The sequence below is a fragment of the Marinobacter sp. B-12 genome (assembly GCF_056857915.1).
Genome location: NZ_JBSXOB010000016.1, coordinates 16116 through 34198 on the forward strand (window position 1 = coordinate 16116; position 18083 = coordinate 34198).

General features: G+C 54.8%; 18 protein-coding genes, 1 tRNA gene and 1 pseudogene. 11 read left to right on the top strand and 9 right to left on the bottom strand.

The annotated features are described in order from the left end of the window. Positions 1-162: 162 nt before the first annotated feature. Positions 163-624: an FKBP-type peptidyl-prolyl cis-trans isomerase gene (locus AC13D2_RS00800; protein ID WP_036207397.1), complete on the top strand. Its 462-nt coding sequence runs from the start codon at positions 163-165 to the stop codon at positions 622-624. Between the two features lie 68 nt (positions 625-692). Here AC13D2_RS00800 and AC13D2_RS00805 read toward each other — a convergent pair whose 3' ends face one another. Then, positions 693-2345: an electron transfer flavoprotein-ubiquinone oxidoreductase gene (locus AC13D2_RS00805; protein WP_036207395.1), complete on the bottom strand. Its 1653-nt coding sequence runs from the start codon at positions 2343-2345 to the stop codon at positions 693-695. Positions 2346-2763: 418 nt separating this feature from the next. On the opposite strand from AC13D2_RS00805, the gene AC13D2_RS00810 reads away from it, so the two are divergent. Together AC13D2_RS00810 and AC13D2_RS00815 are read left to right on the top strand one after the other, a co-directional pair. Further along, a complete protein-coding gene (locus AC13D2_RS00810) occupies positions 2764-3513 on the top strand; it encodes an electron transfer flavoprotein subunit beta/FixA family protein (protein ID WP_036207392.1) in 750 nt (249 codons plus the stop codon). After that, entirely contained in the window at positions 3514-4455 is a 942-nt protein-coding gene (locus tag AC13D2_RS00815) for an electron transfer flavoprotein subunit alpha/FixB family protein (protein WP_036207389.1), read from the top strand. Between the two features lie 73 nt (positions 4456-4528). Here AC13D2_RS00815 and AC13D2_RS00820 read toward each other — a convergent pair whose 3' ends face one another. Together AC13D2_RS00820 and AC13D2_RS00825 are read right to left on the bottom strand one after the other, a co-directional pair. Continuing rightward, positions 4529-4960, bottom strand: coding sequence for a hypothetical protein (locus AC13D2_RS00820; protein WP_482938074.1), 432 nt, complete (start codon positions 4958-4960; stop codon positions 4529-4531). Positions 4961-4968: 8 nt separating this feature from the next. Continuing rightward, the gene (locus tag AC13D2_RS00825) at positions 4969-5298 is read right to left on the bottom strand and encodes a hypothetical protein (protein ID WP_036207383.1); all 330 of its coding nucleotides are present in this window, start codon (positions 5296-5298) and stop codon (positions 4969-4971) included. A 125-nt stretch (positions 5299-5423) separates the two neighbouring features. Between AC13D2_RS00825 and AC13D2_RS00830 the strand changes: the two genes are divergently transcribed. Beyond that, positions 5424-5849 (top strand): hypothetical protein, encoded by a 426-nt coding sequence (locus AC13D2_RS00830; protein ID WP_482938075.1) that lies wholly within the window; start codon positions 5424-5426, stop codon positions 5847-5849. A gap of 27 nt (positions 5850-5876) precedes the next feature. After that, a complete protein-coding gene (locus tag AC13D2_RS00835) occupies positions 5877-7118 on the top strand; it encodes a saccharopine dehydrogenase family protein (RefSeq protein ID WP_036207377.1) in 1242 nt (413 codons plus the stop codon). Positions 7119-7123: 5 nt separating this feature from the next. Here AC13D2_RS00835 and cydC read toward each other — a convergent pair whose 3' ends face one another. Genes cydC through AC13D2_RS00855 form a run of 4 tightly spaced genes read right to left on the bottom strand, consistent with a single transcriptional unit; the run spans position 7124 to position 12832 of the window. Continuing rightward, the gene (gene cydC / locus AC13D2_RS00840) at positions 7124-8737 is read right to left on the bottom strand and encodes a thiol reductant ABC exporter subunit CydC (protein WP_482938076.1); all 1614 of its coding nucleotides are present in this window, start codon (positions 8735-8737) and stop codon (positions 7124-7126) included. Beyond that, positions 8730-10397 carry a thiol reductant ABC exporter subunit CydD gene (gene cydD / locus AC13D2_RS00845; protein WP_482938077.1) on the bottom strand — a complete coding sequence of 556 codons (1668 nt, stop codon included), beginning with the start codon at positions 10395-10397 and terminating at the stop codon, positions 8730-8732. The genes cydC and cydD overlap by 8 nt, the downstream gene beginning before the upstream one ends. Beyond that, the gene (gene cydB / locus AC13D2_RS00850; RefSeq protein ID WP_482938078.1) at positions 10398-11399 is read right to left on the bottom strand and encodes a cytochrome d ubiquinol oxidase subunit II; all 1002 of its coding nucleotides are present in this window, start codon (positions 11397-11399) and stop codon (positions 10398-10400) included. A 2-nt stretch (positions 11400-11401) separates the two neighbouring features. After that, positions 11402-12832, bottom strand: a complete 1431-nt coding sequence (locus tag AC13D2_RS00855; RefSeq protein WP_482938079.1) for a cytochrome ubiquinol oxidase subunit I — start codon at positions 12830-12832, stop codon at positions 11402-11404. Positions 12833-13013: 181 nt separating this feature from the next. On the opposite strand from AC13D2_RS00855, the gene AC13D2_RS00860 reads away from it, so the two are divergent. The 6 genes and pseudogenes from AC13D2_RS00860 to AC13D2_RS00885 all read left to right on the top strand — a co-directional run bounded on the left by AC13D2_RS00860 (position 13014) and on the right by AC13D2_RS00885 (position 16644). Continuing rightward, positions 13014-13646 (top strand): class I SAM-dependent methyltransferase, encoded by a 633-nt coding sequence (locus tag AC13D2_RS00860; protein ID WP_126812598.1) that lies wholly within the window; start codon positions 13014-13016, stop codon positions 13644-13646. 89 nt (positions 13647-13735) lie between these two features. Beyond that, positions 13736-13822 (top strand) — tRNA-Leu (locus tag AC13D2_RS00865). Between the two features lie 209 nt (positions 13823-14031). Next, positions 14032-14658, top strand: coding sequence for a hypothetical protein (locus AC13D2_RS00870; protein ID WP_482938080.1), 627 nt, complete (start codon positions 14032-14034; stop codon positions 14656-14658). Further along, positions 14655-15560, top strand: a complete 906-nt coding sequence (locus AC13D2_RS00875; protein WP_482938081.1) for an ImmA/IrrE family metallo-endopeptidase — start codon at positions 14655-14657, stop codon at positions 15558-15560. The genes AC13D2_RS00870 and AC13D2_RS00875 overlap by 4 nt, the downstream gene beginning before the upstream one ends. Before the next feature lie 14 nt (positions 15561-15574). After that, positions 15575-16339, top strand: a pseudogene (locus AC13D2_RS00880) (beta family protein); the annotation flags it as partial. A 71-nt stretch (positions 16340-16410) separates the two neighbouring features. Next, positions 16411-16644 (top strand): beta family protein, encoded by a 234-nt coding sequence (locus tag AC13D2_RS00885; protein WP_482938085.1) that lies wholly within the window; start codon positions 16411-16413, stop codon positions 16642-16644. Here the strand turns inward: AC13D2_RS00885 and AC13D2_RS00890 are convergent. After that, on the bottom strand, positions 16606-17199 hold the full coding sequence (locus tag AC13D2_RS00890) for a sce7726 family protein (RefSeq protein ID WP_482938082.1): 594 nt from the start codon (positions 17197-17199) through the stop codon (positions 16606-16608). The genes AC13D2_RS00885 and AC13D2_RS00890 overlap by 39 nt on opposite strands. After that, positions 17196-17948, bottom strand: a complete 753-nt coding sequence (locus AC13D2_RS00895) for a replication endonuclease (protein ID WP_482938083.1) — start codon at positions 17946-17948, stop codon at positions 17196-17198. Before AC13D2_RS00895 ends, AC13D2_RS00890 begins: the two co-directional genes overlap by 4 nt. Positions 17949-18083 lie beyond the last annotated feature (135 nt).

Genomic DNA, 18083 nt, shown 5'->3' on the forward strand with positions numbered 1-18083 from the left:
AGTCTGACACTTGTTAAACTGTATTTTCGAACTTGTTACCGAGCCTGGCTCTCTAACGAGGCCCGGTGGTCGTAAGTCCCTCTGTGCAGTCTGGCTGTTCAAGATCACTTTCGATTGCCCAAATTTACATCAAACAGTCATTGCGACACGCAAGGAGATCACATGGCCCAACCTCGTGTTGTCACCATCCACTACACGCTCACCAACGACCAGGGAGAAGAGCTGGACTCCTCCCGTGTAGAAGGTCGCGAGCCTCTGTCCTATCTGGAAGGTGCTCAGAACATTATCGGCGGACTGGAAAATGCGCTGAACGAAAAGAACGCTGGCGATCAGGTGAAAGTATCTGTTGAGCCGGGTGAAGGTTACGGCGAAGTCAACGAAGAGCTGGTCCAGCCGGTCCCGCGTTCTGCGTTTGAAGGTGTCGACACCATCGAGCCGGGCATGCAGTTCCAGGCACAGACTCCGGGTGGCCCCCAGGTCGTTCGTGTCGTGGAAGTAGGCGACGAAACCGTCACCATCGATGCCAACCACCCGCTGGCGGGTGAGACCCTGCACTTCGACGTGGAAGTGGTTGAAGCGCGCGAAGCAACTGACGAAGAGCAAGAGCACGGTCACGCTCACTGATCTCGTCATAGTTGTTCATAAAAAAACGGCCCCTGTTGGGGCCGTTTTTTTTGGCTATCCAGAACTATTTACATGTTCGGATAGTTCGGACCACCGCCACCTTCCGGCGTCACCCAGGTGATGTTCTGGGCCGGGTCCTTGATGTCGCAGGTTTTGCAGTGAACGCAGTTCTGCGCGTTGATCTGGAACTTCTTGCCACTGCCGTCATCCGCTTCAACCACTTCGTACACGCCGGCCGGGCAGTAGCGCTGCGCAGGCTCGTTGTACTTCGGCAGGTTATCCTTAATTGGGATGTCCGGGTTGGACAGCTTCAGGTGAACCGGCTGATCTTCCTCATGGTTGGTGTTGGAGATAAACACCGAGGACAGCTTGTCGAAGGTCAGTTTGTTATCCGGCTTCGGATAATCGATCTTCTTGGCCTGGTCCGCAGGCTTTAGCGTGGCATAGTCGGGAGTCGTGTCGTGGAACGTAAACGGCAGGCTGCTCCGAAGAATGTTCTGCTCGAAGTAGGCAATCGCGCCGCCCACGAAGTTACCGAACTTGTGCATGCCCGGGCTGAAGTTGCGCTCGGCATACAGCTCTTTATAGAGCCAGCTGTCCTTGAAGCGTTCTTCGAAACTGGTGATTTCCTCACCGCTCTTGCCGTCCTTCAGCGCCTCAAACACTGCCTCTGCGCCCAGCAGGCCGGATTTCATGGCGGTGTGGGAGCCCTTGATCTTGGAGCTGTTCAGGGTGCCGGCGTCACAGCCCAGCAGCAGGCCGCCCGGGAAGCTCATCTTCGGCAGGGAGTTGAAGCCACCTTTGGTGATGGCGCGGGCGCCATAGGCCACTCGCTTGCCGCCTTCCAGGTGTTTCTTGATCTCCGGATGCAGCTTCAGGCGCTGGAACTCGTCGAACGGGCTCATGTGCGGGTTGCTGTAGGACAGATCGCTGATCAGGCCAACGTATACCTGGCCGTTTTCCAGATGGTAAAGGAAGGAGCCACCGGTAGAGCCGGATTCGTTCAACGGCCAGCCAGTTGTGTGGATAACCAGGCCTGGCTCATGCTTGGCCGGATCGATGTCCCACAATTCCTTGATACCAATACCGTAGTGCTGAGGGTCTTTGCCTTCGTCAAGCTTGAAATCGTTGATCAGGCGCTTGCCCAGGTGACCACGGCAGCCTTCGGTAAACAGGGTGTACTTGGCACGTAGTTCCATGCCCGGCATGAAGCCGTCTTTTTCGGAGCCGTCACGGGCCACACCCATATCGCCGGTGATAATGCCCTTGACCTGGCCATCTTCTACGATGGTTTCGGAAGCGGCAAAACCGGGATACACCTCAACGCCCAGGCCTTCGGCCTGCTCGGCCAGCCAGCGGCACAGGTTGCCCAGGCTGATGATGTAGTTGCCGTGGTTGTGCATGTTCTTGGGCACAAAGGCGTTTGGAATCTTGGTGGCGCCTTCCTGGTTCTTCAGCAGGAAAATGTCATCACGGGTGACCGGCGTGTTCAGCGGTGCGCCTTTCTCTTTCCAGTCCGGGAACAGCTCGTTGAGGGCCGTGGGCTCAAACACTGTGCCAGCCATGATGTGGGCGCCGATCTCGGACCCCTTCTCAACGACGCAGACGGTCAGTTCCTGCTCGGCTTCCTGGGCCATCTGCATGACACGACAGGCTGCCGAGAGGCCAGCCGGCCCACCGCCGACGATCAGAACATCAAATTCCATCGATTCGCGTTCCACGTTGGTCTCCTCATCTGTTTTATAGTGATGCCAACAGGCAAATTCTTAGGGGCGTCATCATACCGGTAAAAGCTCGTATAGACGACTCCCTCAAAGCGAAAGCACCTGCCTTAATAGAGTAAAAGGATACCGCAATTGAATAATCAAACAAACGTTTGTTTGAAATTTGGGTCTACCTTTGGCATTGTTTGGTGGCACTGGGCCAAAACGTGTTTTTTGAATCGTTTTTTAGTATCGTCTCACGCTCAGGTGGAGTCAACAGGTGTTCATTGGCCATTGACGCGGCGGTGCAGCGTCTTTAGGGACTATTGACCCCGGTAGCCTTTGCCTGCAGTATTATGACGCCCTGACAGACAGCAGGTCCTGCAAGTATGTGCTGTTCTCAATTGTAAACTCATCGTAGAAGAACGAGGAATCTATGAAGGTTCTGGTCGCTGTAAAACGAGTAATCGACTACAACGTGAAGGTGCGCGTCAAGCCGGACAACACCGGCGTTGATCTCGCCAACGTCAAGATGGCAATGAACCCATTCTGCGAAATCGCTGTTGAAGAAGCGGTTCGTTTGAAGGAAAAGGGCGTTGCCAGTGAAATCGTGGTGGTATCCATCGGCCCGAAGGCCTGCCAGGAGCAAATCCGTACCGCTCTGGCACTGGGTGCTGACCGGGGTATCCACATCGAAACTGACGAAGAGGTTCAGTCTCTCGAAGCGGCCAAGCTGCTCAAGAGTGTGGTTGAGAAGGAAGAGCCCAAGCTCGTCATTCTTGGCAAACAGTCCATCGATTCCGACAACAACCAGACAGGCCAGATGCTGGCCGCGCTGACCGGTATGGGTCAGGGCACATTCGCGTCTGAAGTGGTTGTCGAAGGCGAGAAGGTCAACGTGACCCGCGAAGTCGACGGCGGCCTGATGACCGTGGCCCTGAACCTGCCGGCGGTTGTGACTACCGATCTTCGCTTGAACGAGCCGCGCTACGCGTCCCTGCCGAACATCATGAAGGCCAAGAAAAAGCCGCTGGATGCCATGAGCCCGGCCGATCTGGGTGTTGAGCTTGCTCCGCGTCTGTCCACCCTGAAGGTTGAGGCCCCGGCTTCCCGTCAGGCGGGTGTGAAGGTCGCTGACGTAGCTGAGCTGGTCGACAAACTGAAGAACGAAGCGAAGGTGATCTAAATGAGCATCCTTGTAATTGCTGAACATGACAACAGCAGCCTGAAGCAGGCTACCCTGAACGTAGTCGCAGCTGCCAAGGCAATTGGCGGCGACATCGACGTGCTGGTTGCCGGTGAGAACTGCGGCGCTGTAGGCGAAGCGGCTGCGAAGGCCGAAGGCGTTAACAAGGTACTGGTTGCCGACAACGCTGCGTACGGTCATTTCCTGGGCGAGAACCTGGGTGAGCTGGTTGCCGAAGTGGGCAAGGGCTACAGCCATATCCTGGCCGCTGCCGGCACCACGGGTAAAGACTTCATGCCGCGCGTTGCTGCGCTGCTGGACGTTGCCCAGGTATCTGACATCATGCGTGTGGAGTCCGAAGACACCTTCGTTCGCCCGATTTACGCTGGTAACGCCATTGCCACGGTGAAATCCGCTGACAGCATCAAGGTTATCACCGTACGCCCGACCGCCTTTGATCCGGTGGCTGGTGAAGGTGGCTCCGCCGCCGTTGAGCAGCTGGACGTGGTTAAAGACGCTGGCCTGTCCACCTTTGTCGGCGAAGAGCTGGCCAAGTCTGACCGTCCGGACCTGGGAAGCGCGGGTATCGTGGTTTCCGGTGGCCGTGGCATGCAGAACGGCGACAACTTCAAGATGCTGGAGCAGGTTGCCGATCTGATGGGCGCCGCTGTTGGTGCGTCCCGTGCGGCTGTTGACGCAGGCTTCGTGCCCAACGACATGCAGGTCGGCCAGACCGGTAAGATCGTTGCACCGCAGCTGTACATCGCGGTTGGTATCTCCGGCGCCATCCAGCACCTGGCCGGTATGTCTGACTCCAAGGTGATCGTTGCGATCAACAAGGACGAAGAAGCGCCGATCTTCCAGGTGGCGGATTACGGCCTGGTCGCGGATCTGTTTGAAGCGGTTCCGCAGCTTGAAGAAGAGTTGAAGAAAGTCCTGTAACTTTCTGAATCTAATAAAAAAGGCACCCTAGGGTGCCTTTTTTATTGCTCGTCTTTCGGCTTTTTTCGTGCCGTCAGCTGTTTTCCTTCTTACCGAAAAACAGGGTGTCCGCCAGTATATGCAACGCCTTGTTGGTGGTGTGCACCGAGCGATAGATCTGGTCACTGGTCTGGTCGTGGGTTTCCCGCGCCCGACGGGCGTTTTCGCGGAACTCCTCATTGCTTGAAAAGCGGTCGATCAGGCTGAACGTTGTGGTGGTAATGGCCTTGTGAACCTTCTCTACCGCGCTGGTGCCATTCTTGACGGTTTCCTCCAGCAAGCGGGCCCGGTTTCGGGTTTCCATCAGGTCCATACGGGTTTTCTGGATATGGCTGTTGGCCGAAATCCGTTGGGAGTGAAGGATACGGAGAGTTCGGGTGTTGCGGCTGTGTTGTCGGAACGCAACCGCCATAAGCCCCGTTGAGGTCACAATGGCGCTTAAACTGAGCAGTGATACGATGTCCATGGCGCCTCCTATCGGTATTCGAGCTTCATTTCCACGTCGATTTCCCGTTCGGCCAGTTCCAGTTCGAGCTCTTTCATGACTTCCTGATACACCAGCCGTTTCACCATCACCGGAAGACGGTCTGCCAACATGCGGGCTGACTTCGATTCGCGTTTTGCCAGGGCAATCGGATCTTTTACTCGCAGCGTAAGTATCAGCTCCGGTTCCCGTGTATTATCAGGGCCATAGCTCTCAGCCATCGCCTTGCCAATGGATCTTTGCTGGAGACGTACCTGCCAGAACAGCCAGGCGCTGAGAGTGGCAAGTATGAGGCTCAGTACCAGAAGCAGGGTGTTCAATGGGTTAACCTCCGGGATTCGGGTTCATTGAGTCTGACAGAGTGTGCAGTATCGGTACGATGATTCGATTGGCCGATGCGACGTTTTGTTGCAACCTCCAGGGAAATAAACGAAAGGATAGTGACATGATCTGGTTAAAAGCATTTGTCAGTGGCCTTCTTGCCACCCTGATCTTTCATCAGGGGCTGTTTGCCGTGTTTTATTTCGTGGGAATGGTGCCATCCGCACCCTTTAACATGGCTGCGGTTCCGCCGCTGGGTATTCCCGCTGTTTTCTCGCTGGCTTTCTTTGGCGGGCTTTGGGGAATCGTGCTCTGGGCGATCCTTGGCCGCTTTGGCGGCTTTAAGTTCTGGTTGGGTAATGTAATAGTAGGCGCCATCGGGCCGACAGCCGTCGCCATGCTGGTGGTCTTCCCGCTGAAGGGCATCGCTGTCACCGCCCAGGCCTGGGTTGGCGGGCTGATACTGAACGGCTTCTGGGGCCTGGGTGTAGCGCTGTTCCTGGTATTGATGGGTGCAAAAGCGTCGCGGTCGACCGCCACCAATTCATAATTGATCCAAATGGATTAAGGACAACGAATGAGCACAAAGACTGACACCACCTACGACATCGTGGTATTCGGTGCCACCAGCTTCGTGGGGCAGATCCTTACCGGTTACCTGTTGGAATCCTATGGTATCGGCAAAGACGTTCGCTGGGCCATCGCCGGACGCTCAGAAAGCAAGCTGGCCACCCTCAAACAGGGCCTGGGCCCGTCGGCGTCTGAGCTGCCCGTCATTGTGGCAGACGCCGCCGATGAAAGCGCCCTGAAAGCCATGTGTGACCAGACACGCGTGGTGATCTCAACCGTTGGTCCCTATGCTCTGTATGGCGAACCACTGGTTAAAATCTGCGCCGAAACCGGTACGGACTATTGCGACCTCACCGGTGAAGTACAGTGGATCCGCAAGATGGTGGACACCTACGAGGACAAAGCCAAGGCCTCCGGGGCCCGCATCGTCCACTGTTGTGGCTTTGACTCCATCCCATCAGACATGGGGGTCTGGTTCCTGCAGGAAAAAGCTGCGGAAACCCTCGGCGCTCCGTGCCAGGACGTGCGGATGCGGGTCAAAATTGCCAAGGGCGAGTTCTCCGGTGGCACCGTAGCCAGTATGATGAACATCGCCAAGGAAGCGGCCGCCGACCCGAAACTTCGCAAGGAACTGGCCAACCCGTTTTCGATCTGCCCGCCGGAGCACCGCTCCAAAACCCGTCAACCGAGCCTGAAAGGCGCAGAGTTCGATAACGACTTCGGCGTTTGGCTGGCGCCGTTCGTCATGGGGGCCATCAACACCCGGATCGTCCATCGCTCAAACGCTTTGCAGAACGCTCGTTATGGCAAGGAGTTCACCTATGATGAGGCCATGATGACTGGTCGTGGTGTGAAAGGTCGTCTCGCGGCTTACGGGATTACCGGCGCGCTTGGAGGTTTCTTCACCGCGTCTGCGTTCAAGCCAACTCGTTGGGTGGTGGAAAAGTTCGTGCCCAAGCCGGGCGAGGGCCCAAGCCCGGAAGCCCAGAAAAATGGCTTTTACGATCTGCGCTTTGTGGGTAAGACGACCGACGGCAAGATCATCAAGACCAAAGTCACGGGTGACCGCGACCCCGGTTACGGTTCAACCGGCAAGATGCTGGGCGAGGCAGGTATGAGCCTGGCGTTTGATGTACCGGCCGAAAAACAGGGCGGTTTCTGGACACCATCGTCGCTTCTTGATGGCAAGCTCTATGAGCGCCTGACCAGCAAGGCTGGCCTGACCTTCGAAGTACTGGAAACCAGCTGAGGCCGCTAGGCCAGCCGGATGGTACGGTCGGAGGCGAGTAAGGCCTCCGGCGCGTGCCCCAGTGACACCACCGTTTTTCCTGCCAACCACTGCCTCATACCCGTCGCAATGTTGTTCCGGGTTTCGGCGTCCACTCCGGTGAACGGTTCGTCCAGAATCAATAACGGCGCTTTGTTCAATAGCACCCGTGCCAGTGCAATACGCCGGGCTTCACCGCCAGATAACTGGCTACCCATGGAGCCCAGCCAGGAGTTCAGCTGTGCCGGTTCGTGGACAAACCGGTCTGCCATCGCCACCAGCTCCAAAACCCGCCAGAGGTCCGCATCCGTGGCGTCTGGGCGGCCGATCAGCAGATTGGCTTTCAGGGTGTCATCGAACAGTACGGTTTTCTGTGTCAGATAGGCCAGCGGTAACGCGTGAACACGCCCGACTGCCGGCGTCTCAAGGCCTGCGATGATATCCGCCAGTGAGGATTTTCCCGCGCCGGAGTGGCCAATGATTCCCACCCATTCGCCCTTAGCGACCGCCATATCGAAATGACTGAGCACCGGCGCATGGTCGCTGAAACGGATCGTCACACGGTCGAGTTCCAGGGCACAGTCACTGCGATGTGGCTGTTGTTCGTGTGCACCTTGGGAGGGTTCTGGAGCGCAGTCCCGGTTGAGCGCCGCAGCAGATGCGAGCGTGCCCCCCAGGCGCGCGAATGCATCCGGAAGCATCGAATAGATTTCCTGTAAACCGAGGAGGGCGATTGGCAGCAGCACAACCATCGGGCCTGTCACGGCCCCCGCCTGGAACAGCTCTAGCCCCATCCACAGCGCGAGCACCACCGACAGGTTCACCATGACCTGGGATAGCCCCAGGTTCCAGCCGGTGCGCGTGTCAGTGCGGGCTTCGTTGCGGGTGATCTGTCCCGCCTGGCGCAGGCACAGGGCGGCATGTTTGCCAATGCGTCCTGCGGCGGTGAGTTCCCCGAAGCCCTCGATGTGCTCGATGACGTCTGTTCTTACCCGTTCGCGGGCCGCCGTCTGCTGGTAGACCAGATGCCGGGTTCGCAGGTAAACCAGCAGCGTTGCTACCAAAAATGCCGGTACCAGCACCAGAGCAAGGCCGACGGCCAGTTCCCCGCGATACATCAACCACGCGGCGATCAGCAGTATCGCCGTTACCAAAGCAGCAAGGGCCGTAGGTGCGATCAGGCGCAGATACAGCGTGTCCAGGGCATCCACGTCGTTGGTCAGGCGGGATAGCCATTGCGGGCCGCGTAAACGGGTTCTCCGGTCCCGGCCGGCGGTGGATAAACGCTCGAACAGGGCCACTCGGATATCCGTCAGCAGGCGCAGCACGGTATCGTGGTTGTAAACCCGCTCGGCATACCGCGCGACCGTTCGCGCCACGGCAAAGAAGCGAATGCCACCACCAGGGACATACAGATTGATGGACGCCTGCACACCGGCTGCCAACAGGATGCCTGAGAGCGCCGTGGCGGTAATAAACCAGCCCGACAATGCCAGCAGCCCCATACCCGCAAGCAGGGTGGCCAGTATGAGTAAGCCGCCGGTCACCAGGCGACCGGGGCGACGGAAAATCAATGCCAACCAGGGGCCAAGCTCACGCATCTGCAACGCCTCCTTCCGTCACCAGCAAAGTACGGTTGGCCAGTGTCAGAAGTGCCTGGTGGTGAGTGGCGAAAACCAGAGTCTTACCGGCCAGCGCCAGCTTGTGCAGTGCTTCCAGCACGTATATTTCGCTGTCACTGTCCAGCCCCGCTGTGGGCTCATCCAGCAGTATCAGGTCGTAACTGGCCACAAACACCCGCGCCAGGCTCAAGCGGCGTGCCTGCCCGCCGGAGAGCCCCTGGCCGTCTTCGGTAATGGCGCTGTAGATTCCCCGTTCCCGACCTTTTATCAGGCTTTCCAGGCCAACGTGATGCAAGGCGGTTTCTATGGCGATGTCGGTCGCGTACGGCGTGGTCAGGCGCAGGTTGTCGGCCCAGGTGCCATGTACCAGGAAAGGGGATTGCCCCAGCCAACCGAACGCCTCGTCACCGGCACGTTCTCCAAACACGGAAATGTGCCCCCGGTCCGGCTGCATAAAGCCCGCCAACAGGTGCAACAAGGAGGTTTTGCCGCCACCGGAAGGGCCGGTCAGGGCAATGACATCCCCTTTATTGATCACCAATGAGACATCGTTCAAAACGGGCCGTGCGGCATCGTAGGTGAGGGAGATATCCCGAACGGCCACAATGTCAGGCGATTCCGGCTGGTGGTGCTCGGCCTGCAGTTGTGGCTCATCAACAGCCTGCAGTCTGTCGACGATCTCGGCGCTGGCACCCATCGCCGCTGCACGGTCATGATAATGCTGGGACAACAACCGCAGAGGCTGGAAGAACTCCGGGGCCAGCAACAGGATCAAGAGCCCGGAAAACAGTGTCAGATCGCCGGACGGTCCGAAGGTGATGTACCCCAGCAACCCGAAGCCGATGTAGATGGCCACCACCGCAATCGCCACGGAAGAGAAGAACTCCAGCACCGCCGAAGACAGGAACGCGATCTTGAGGGTTTTCATGGTGATGCGGCGGTAGTCGTCCGAGCGCTTGCGAAGTGTTTCCGCAGCGGGACCGGTTTGGCCATACAGCTGCAGGGTGGTCAGCCCCCGCACCTTGTCCAGAAACTGTCCAGACAAACGGCTTATGGTCTGAAAGTGCTGCTGGTTCAGCTTTTCGGCGCCCATCCCGACCAACGCCATGAACACCGGTATGAGTGGGGCGGACAGCAGCAGGAAGATCCCTGCAAGCCAGTCCAGCGAAAACACCACCACCAGGATCATCAGCGGCACCACGACCGCAAGCATCATCTGGGGCAGGAAACGGGCGAAATACCCATGCAGGGCGTCGGTGTGGTCCAGCCACTCCCGCGCCAGGGTTCCGGCGGACGTCTGTCCCATCAATACCGGGCCGCTGGCCTGCCAACGGCGATTGATGCTGTGGCGCGCCTCGCTGCGAACCTCGCGACTGCAGCGCGCTGCGTAGCGGGCCTGCAACCCCTGGGCAACGCCCCGGATCAAGATCGCGGCAATGGCGCCGGTGAACAACAGAGACAGTTCGGAAACCGGCACCTCATCGACAATACCCTGGTGAACAATGCCCGCCAGAAAGGCCATCTGTGCAATAGTGGCAAGGGCCACCACAATGCCGGCCGACACCGTTGCCAGAATCAGCCGCCGGCTGTGGGCGGCCAGCGCCCCCAGCCAACGCTTCGTCTCGGCCTGCTCAGCCACCTAGTGGTATCCCTCGCCGGCGCGCACCTTGCCCCGGAACACCCAGTAAGTCCACGCGGTGTAGACCAGCACAATGGGTATCACGAACAGCAGCCCCAACAGAAGGAAGAGCTGGGAGCCGTACGCTGAGGAAGCGTCCCACAAGGTGATCTCCGGTGGCACCACATAGGGCCAGCGGCTGACGATCAACCCAAGGTAGGTAAAGATGAACAGCCCCACCGTTGCCACGAACGGCATGCCTTCGAACCGGTTCCGAACCGACCGGAAGATCTGGAAGGCACAGAGCAGGGCAAGAACGGGCAATATCCAGATAATGCTCAGATTGGAGAACCAGCGTTCTTTCACCATCTCATCCACAAACGGCGTCCAGACACTGATCATGGCGAATACAACCAATACACCGATTAACAGCGGTATGGTGATCCGATACGCCCAGTCCTGGAGGCGCCCCTCTGTTTTCAGGATCAGCCAGGTCGAGCCCAGCAAGGCATAGCCCGCCATCAGTCCAAAACCGGTCAGTACCGTAAACGGAGTCAGCCAGTCCAGCGCGCCGCCGGTGTAGACCCGGTTGGTGATCTCGAAGCCCTGGATATAGGCACCCACAACGGCCCCCTGGGCAAACGACGCCACCGTGGAGCCACCGGCGAAGGCCCAGTTCCAGAGATAGCGCGAGGTTCTGGCCTTGAAGCGGAACTCAAACGCCACCCCGCGAAAGATCAGGCCGGCCAGCAGCAGGAATACACCAATGTACAGCGCCGGCAGAATGGTGGAGTAAACCAGTGGAAACGCCGCCAACAGGCCCGCCCCGCCAAGCACCAGCCAGGTTTCGTTGCCATCCCAGACCGGTGCCACCGTGTTCATCATGGTGTCCCGGTCTTCTTCTTTCGGCGCGAAAGGGAAGAGAATGCCAATGCCCAGGTCAAACCCGTCCATCAGCACATACATAATAATGCCGAAACCGATAATAAACGCCCAGATCAGGGCCAGATCGAACAGTTCCATAATCAGTGGCCTCCCTGGTTCAGTGGCTTTTGACGACCGTTATCATCAATCTCAAATGGCACATGGGTGGCCGAGAAGGGACGTTTCGGCCGTTCGGCTTCATGGCCTTCCTCTGCGTCTTCGTCTTCCATGCCCACGTACAGCACCCGCATCAGGTAATAGACACCGGAACTGAACACCAAAGCATAGACCACGATGTAGCCAATCAGTGAGAACAGCGCCATACCGCCGGTTAATGACGGCGTAACCGACTCGCTCTGGTTCATCAGCCCATACACCAGCCAGGGCGCGCGGCCAATTTCCGTGACAAACCAGCCGGCCAGTACCGCGACAAAGGGTGTCAGACTCATAAAGCGTAACCCGTGCAGGAACCAGGGAGTTTGCCAGTATCGGCCACCGGCCCGTAATACTAAACCGGCCAGGCCAAAGAGGATCATCAGCATGCCCAGGCCCACCATCACCCGGAATGACCAGAACACGATTGCGACCGGCGGCTGCTCGTCCACCGCAACTTCGTTCAGCCCGGGCACTTCGCCGTCCCACTCATGGGTGAGGATCAGGCTGGCCAGGCTGGGAATGGCTACCTCGTACCGGTTGGTCTGGTTTTCCTGATCGGGAATGGCGAACAACAGCAGCGGCACATTGCGTGAGGTTTCCCAGTTGCCTTCCATAGCGGCCACCTTCATGGGCTGGTGTTCCAGCGTGTTCAGGCCATGGAAATCCCCGATAACCGCCTGGGTGGGGGCAAGAACCAGAATCAGCCACAGGCTCATGGACAACGCGCGCCGGTTCGCCTCAACCTCACGTTTGCGAAGCAGATACCAGGCACTGACACCCGCCACCACGAACGAGCCAGTCAGGAACGAGGCCACCACCATGTGGGAAAAGCGATAAGGGAAGGACGGATTGAAAATCGCCTCGCTCCAGGAGGTGACAAAGAACACCCCATCCCTGAATTCCGTACCGGCGGGGGTATGCATCCAGCTATTGGCTGACAGGATCCAGAACGATGATATAAAGGTGCCAGTGGCCACCATCACTGCCGCAAACAGGTGAACTCCGGCAGGCACCTTGTCGCGCCCGAACAGCAGCACACCCAGGAACGCCGCTTCGAGGAAAAAGGCGGTAACCACTTCATAACTCAGCATCGGCCCCAGGAAGTTGGCGGACGCCTGGGCAAAGTTGCTCCAGTTGGTGCCGAACTGGAAGGACATCACAATGCCCGACACCACGCCCATGCCAAACACCACCGCGAACACCTTGGTCCAAAAGGCAGAGAGTTTTGCCCAGGAAGGGTTGTTGGTTTTAAATGCCAGGCCCTCGAGCACTGCAATGTAGGACGCAAGCCCGATGGTAAACACCGGAAAGATAGCGTGGAAGGACACCACGAACGCAAACTGGATTCGCGACAGAAGGACGGGATCAAGTTCCATGCGGAACCTCCGGACACTACAGTGAACAGAATAAACGAGCTTGGCGCCCGCTTGGCCGCTGCCTTGGCTGGGTTGTAGTGTTGTTTTACCGGCAGATAGTAGCCATGCTACCCGTAGCACAGGGAAAACCAAGGGACAGAATGTCGCACCCCTTGATTTAAAACAAGTATAGGAAGGCTCCATGGGTTTCTACGACGAGCGAATACTGCCACACCTGATCGATTACTCCTGCTCAGTAGGGCAGGTAATGAAGCTGCGCAGCCAAGTGGTTCCGAAGGCAAACGGCACTGTGCTGGAAGTGGGTATGGGCTCGGGCATTAATCTGGAGTTCTACAACCCGGATACCGTTAGCCTCGTCTACGGCCTGGAGCCGTCCGAAGGCATGCGGCGAAAGGCACAGGCCAACCTGGCCAAATCCAGCGTTGCCGTGGAATGGCTGGACTTACCGGGCGAGCAAATTCCGCTACCAGACAACAGCGTCGACACGGTACTGCTTACGTTCACCCTATGCACCATCCCCGATTGGCGAGCCGCGCTGGATCAAATGAAGCGGGTACTCAAGCCCGACGGCGAATTGCTATTCCTGGAACACGGAGAATCGCCGGACGAGGGCGTGTGCAAATGGCAACACCGCATCACCCCAGGCTGGAAGAAAATCGCCGGCGGCTGCCACCTTAACCGACCGATTGCGGAACTGATCCGGGAAGCGGGGTTTGAGATCACCGAACTGGAAAACCTATACGTGCCCAAGGCCCCGAAATTCGCTGGTTATATCTACAAGGGCAGGGCGCGGAAGCCTCAGCAACCTAGCTAAAAACACCTCCACCGCAATCCCAATTGCGTTACCGGGCGCGGCCTTATACAATCCTGCCCCTCAAAAGCTCCTCACAACCCCCTCCGAATGCCCGGATGGTGGAATAGGTAGACACAAGAGACTTAAAATCTCTCGGCCGTAAGGCTGTGCCGGTTCGATTCCGGCTCCGGGCACCATATAAATCAGTAAGATAGCGGAATATTTAAATTCAATAGATTGACGCTTACTCACGATGTAGACGCAATGTAGACAGCCTGTCTAACGGAAAGATCCCCATCATTTGTGTCTTTGAGGAAACTTCCGTACCTTTTGTGTACCTGTGTTTGAATTAAGACTCAAACTGATTGGCTCTTTGTGCGTTCCGATTTACCAAAAGGACTTATTAGTGTCGTCTATAATTTGCGAAACCGAGTTATTCGATGATGGCAAGAATGAATGGTTCAAATGTTGTATTACTCATGGACTTTCCTACCGGTTAAACCTTCAAGCTGATAGAGCATGGCAAGGTTTTAACGGTGAGTTAGTTACGAAAATTTTGGATACCGCATCAGATGAAGATGCTATTGAAAAGCTAGCTGCCGCTTGCTCCATTGAGGATAAACACTGGAGCTGGTCGAAGAAAGGCATCGTGCTAGATTCAGATCAGTACGAATGGTTTTATTTGCTTTGCGGTGAAGAAGTTGAGGGTATCTGCGTTATCTATCACCCAGAGCCTAGTAGAATTGACGAAGAAGAAATTTTTTACGTTGATTTTGTAGCGATCCATCCAAGAAATAGAAAGAATCCGTTTTTTGAGAAAGGGTTGAAAGGGGTTGGCACAAGTTTATTGAAAATTGCTCTCAATCATTCGGTTGAGTTTCTTGGTTATAGGCCAGGGTTCTGTTTGCACTCCTTACCGGGGGCTGAAAGCTACTATGAGCGAATCGGAATGACTAGCTTTGGTCGTGACGTCAAAAAAGACAACTTGACCTACTTTGAGATGGATAGTGCCAACTCTGCGAGTTTTTTATGACTAACTCCAAGCAACATCTTATGAGCAAGCTAGCTGAGGAAGGAGAAGATTTTGTTGTCGCTCCTCCTTCAGTATCTGCCAAGAGTTTGTCCACCTTTATTCGAGATTTTCGGAAAATCCAAAAGGATATTCCTTGGAGTGAGCTAGAGGAACTGTCTTGGATTGAGCCGGGACAGAGAAACTTGAAGTCAGTTTTTCCTTACCTCTGGCAGCACGCTAATTCGGAAGCGGCTCTTTTCCGTAAATCAACAACAGAGGATCGCCTCCAGATCAGGCTTTGGCGCTCTAGAGTAAACCAGTTGGCTACGGAAATTTTAACGGAGAATCCCACAGTTCGGTTTTCCCCAGAGCAATTCGGCCTCGAACAAGTTGCTGAAGTTGCTAAGCTCAGCAGCAATTTAGGAAGCCTCAACAGTCTGCCTGACTATCTCTTATCAAAGGGCATTGTGTTGGTCTATGTCAGAGCGCTAAAAGGCCTTAAGCTCGATGGAGTCGTATACCGTACTGGAGCTGGTATACCTGTAGTTGCTGTTAGCTTTCGCTTCCCTCGGCTAGATAACTTTTGGTTCACCTTGTTACATGAACTTTGTCATGTAGCACTTCATTATGATCATCTTGATAATGCCATTATAGAGGAGCTTGAAGGAGTAACACCTGTTGAGCGTATTGAAAAACAGGCAAATCAGGCGGCAAAACGAAGCATCGTTCCAAGGTATATTTGGGAAAGATGCAATCTTAAATATAAGCCTGTAGATGAATCTGTATTTCAGCTTGCGGAGGACATGGGTGTTCACCCTTCACTAATCGCAGGTCTCGCTCGTCGGGAACTAAATGATTTCTCGAAGTTTACTAATATAGTGAATTCTGAGAATCCACGAAAGATCGTGTTTGGGGTGGACTAATGGTTTACATGCCAATGCTTAAACTTAAGCAAAATGAATTACGGGCCTTGAAGGCATGTAATCCGAAAACTAAAGAAGGTATTGGACCGCTCTTCGATATACCAAGACCAGAATCAGAGTCTGAGAAAGATCTAATAGCCAGTGTAGATAAGGCAAAAAATACATTGAGGTTATATTGGAATGAGGGTCGATTCGCATATATTGACTGTTTCGATATTCAGCCAGGTGTCACAGTTCACGGCTCACATCCGTACTACCACATATTAGATTCACTGCGGGAGTATAAGCTCAGTCCGATAATTGGGTTAGATCGCGAGCCCGATCAAATTGATGCTGCAATTCGGTATGTACAAAGTGCGACCAGCGATACCCAAAAAAGAGTTGGAATCCGACTTTTACCTGATGATTTTGACGACTTTGACTTAACAGAGCTGGATCTAGCAGACCTGATTTCTGCCTTGCCCCAAGAGACGCTTGCCTATGATTTTCTAATTGATTGTAGGGTTTTATCGCCTAGCGATATCGAGGTTACTGCAGGAAAAATTGCAGATTTTATAAAGGCTTGTCTCCCGGCTTTCTCTCCGGACCGGATTTTTATATCGGCATCTTCTATTCCTGCCAGTGCGGGGGCAGTATTAGCTACGGAATCTGAAATTCACATTGCTAGATGTGAAAAGCTTCTCTGGGAAGAGGTGAGAGGGCGGTTAGGCCCCGCCGAAATCGCAAAAACGTTTTACAGTGATTACGGAGTGGTTAGTCCACAGTATTCCGATGCAGGTCTTTCTCCGGGCTTGTTTCAGTCCGTAACTACTCCAAAAATTTTTATACTTATAACTACGGTTTTTTTGCTATTAGGGGGGGTGCCTTTCAGACTCACCCCAGAGGAAGAGAGCAGTACTACGATATGGCTAAGGTTTTGGTTTCGAAATCTTTCTTTCGAGGTGCTGGAGCCTCAAGTGGCGATAATTATATTCAGCAATGTGCAGATGAGAAAACAGGGAGAGGAAGCCCGGGCTCATGGGTTAAAGAAACCTTAAATTCTCACTTAGAATTTGTGATTGGTGAACTCAGGGGCTCTCCGTGAGAGAGTCTCACCTAGTAGCTTAACGGTTCCTTTCTTTGTTAAAACCTTAGATATTTCGTCTGCTAATTGTTCTCTAGTTGCGCTTGATTTAGGGTTCATATTTGTTGTTTTTAAGAATGCCTCTGTAAGTTCAGACTTCCAGAGAGTCATGAGAGCCGTTTGTTTGCAAAATGTGTAGTTGGTGCTTGATTTTCTGATATATTTAAAAAATATACGTTCTTCGTTTTTTAAGACAAGAATTATCCCCCAATGCTGCGGTAGAATTTCAAGAGCTTTTTTAAGGTGTCTCTCGGTGGTGACTAAAGATAATTTTGAGGCGCACTTATTGTAGTACTCAGATTGACGCTTAATGCGTTCTATTTTGTCTAGATCGCCTTTTATTTCATAAATATGTACGCCTCCTTGGGAGATCATCGCCACATCAGCAATTACCTTTCCGTTGTGAAAAGTCTGTTCCTCACAAATTTTCCCGTTAGCTGGGCGGATATTTGACAGGTACTCAAGTAGGTGTGTGCGAATATCTTTATCTCTTAACATAATTTTTAACTCTTTCATGGTGGCGACCAGTATACCGGAGTACAGTTATTGACAGAACTCCAAGGAGGCGCGTTCGCGCCTCTTACTGCAACCTCAGTCGAGTCGTCAGTTTGACGGCCATCCTCAGTTGGCCTTGTTCGACCGATAGTCCACTCGAAAATCCTGGTAACGACTCGTCCGGCAGCCCCCATCAAGCCCTTCACTTGTTCTACAGTCTCGTGGTACTTGTTCTCAGCAGGCCTCGGGACCATAAGGGCGCGTAACGGTCGGTCTTTGAGTCGAAGGCAGGGGCCACCCATGAGCTCTACGTATTTCCTCCAGTCTCCCGCATCCGCTGCTTGCTCTAGCTCTTTGATCAATCCTTCTCGTGGACCCTCGATGTTTCGGAGGCGTCGAAGTTCGCGATAGACCGTTACACTGGGTGATCCCATGAATTGAAACTGACGGATACCCCAGATACTTGCCCAGGCCCGGATTCGGGCTGCTGATTCGACCGCATCATTGCCATACGAGTCCTCGCCAACTTCGTAACCATCGATGGACTTAGAGATGTATTTCGCGACATAGCCGGTCGCTCTGCCCTTTTTTGGGTCTATTTCCTCAATTACGAATCGATTTTCCTGAGCTCCGTTCTCATCACCATCCTCCTCAAGTGCATGCTCACGGAATATTTGGTTAGCCTGGGGCAAGTCGACTTTATTCAGGAACATGAGCAAATGCCAATGAGGCGTCCCATCATGATGTGGCTCAACGGTCCGAATTGTCACCGCCGGAGTAATACTGACCCACTAGCGCCGACTTAAAATTGACCCACCTGGGGCAAAATGGCCGCCTAATACCATGATCAGGGCGGCGGCCGATGTTGACTCAGGAGACACTTGTGGAAATTCATGTATTGCATC

Excerpts from the sequence above, each read along its gene's own strand:
- AC13D2_RS00855 (WP_482938079.1), bottom strand. The coding sequence starts at position 12,832 with ATGGAACTTGATCCCGTCCTTCTGTCGCGAATCCAGTTTGCGTTCGTG.
- AC13D2_RS00815 (WP_036207389.1), top strand. The coding sequence starts at position 3,514 with ATGAGCATCCTTGTAATTGCTGAACATGACAACAGCAGCCTGAAGCAG.
- AC13D2_RS00820 (WP_482938074.1), bottom strand. The coding sequence starts at position 4,960 with ATGGACATCGTATCACTGCTCAGTTTAAGCGCCATTGTGACCTCAACG.
- AC13D2_RS00800 (WP_036207397.1), top strand. The coding sequence starts at position 163 with ATGGCCCAACCTCGTGTTGTCACCATCCACTACACGCTCACCAACGAC.
- cydB (WP_482938078.1), bottom strand. The coding sequence starts at position 11,399 with ATGGAACTGTTCGATCTGGCCCTGATCTGGGCGTTTATTATCGGTTTC.
- AC13D2_RS00890 (WP_482938082.1), bottom strand. The coding sequence starts at position 17,199 with ATGAAAGAGTTAAAAATTATGTTAAGAGATAAAGATATTCGCACACAC.
- cydC (WP_482938076.1), bottom strand. The coding sequence starts at position 8,737 with ATGCGTGAGCTTGGCCCCTGGTTGGCATTGATTTTCCGTCGCCCCGGT.
- AC13D2_RS00835 (WP_036207377.1), top strand. The coding sequence starts at position 5,877 with ATGAGCACAAAGACTGACACCACCTACGACATCGTGGTATTCGGTGCC.
- AC13D2_RS00860 (WP_126812598.1), top strand. The coding sequence starts at position 13,014 with ATGGGTTTCTACGACGAGCGAATACTGCCACACCTGATCGATTACTCC.
- AC13D2_RS00830 (WP_482938075.1), top strand. The coding sequence starts at position 5,424 with ATGATCTGGTTAAAAGCATTTGTCAGTGGCCTTCTTGCCACCCTGATC.
- AC13D2_RS00875 (WP_482938081.1), top strand. The coding sequence starts at position 14,655 with ATGACTAACTCCAAGCAACATCTTATGAGCAAGCTAGCTGAGGAAGGA.
- AC13D2_RS00810 (WP_036207392.1), top strand. The coding sequence starts at position 2,764 with ATGAAGGTTCTGGTCGCTGTAAAACGAGTAATCGACTACAACGTGAAG.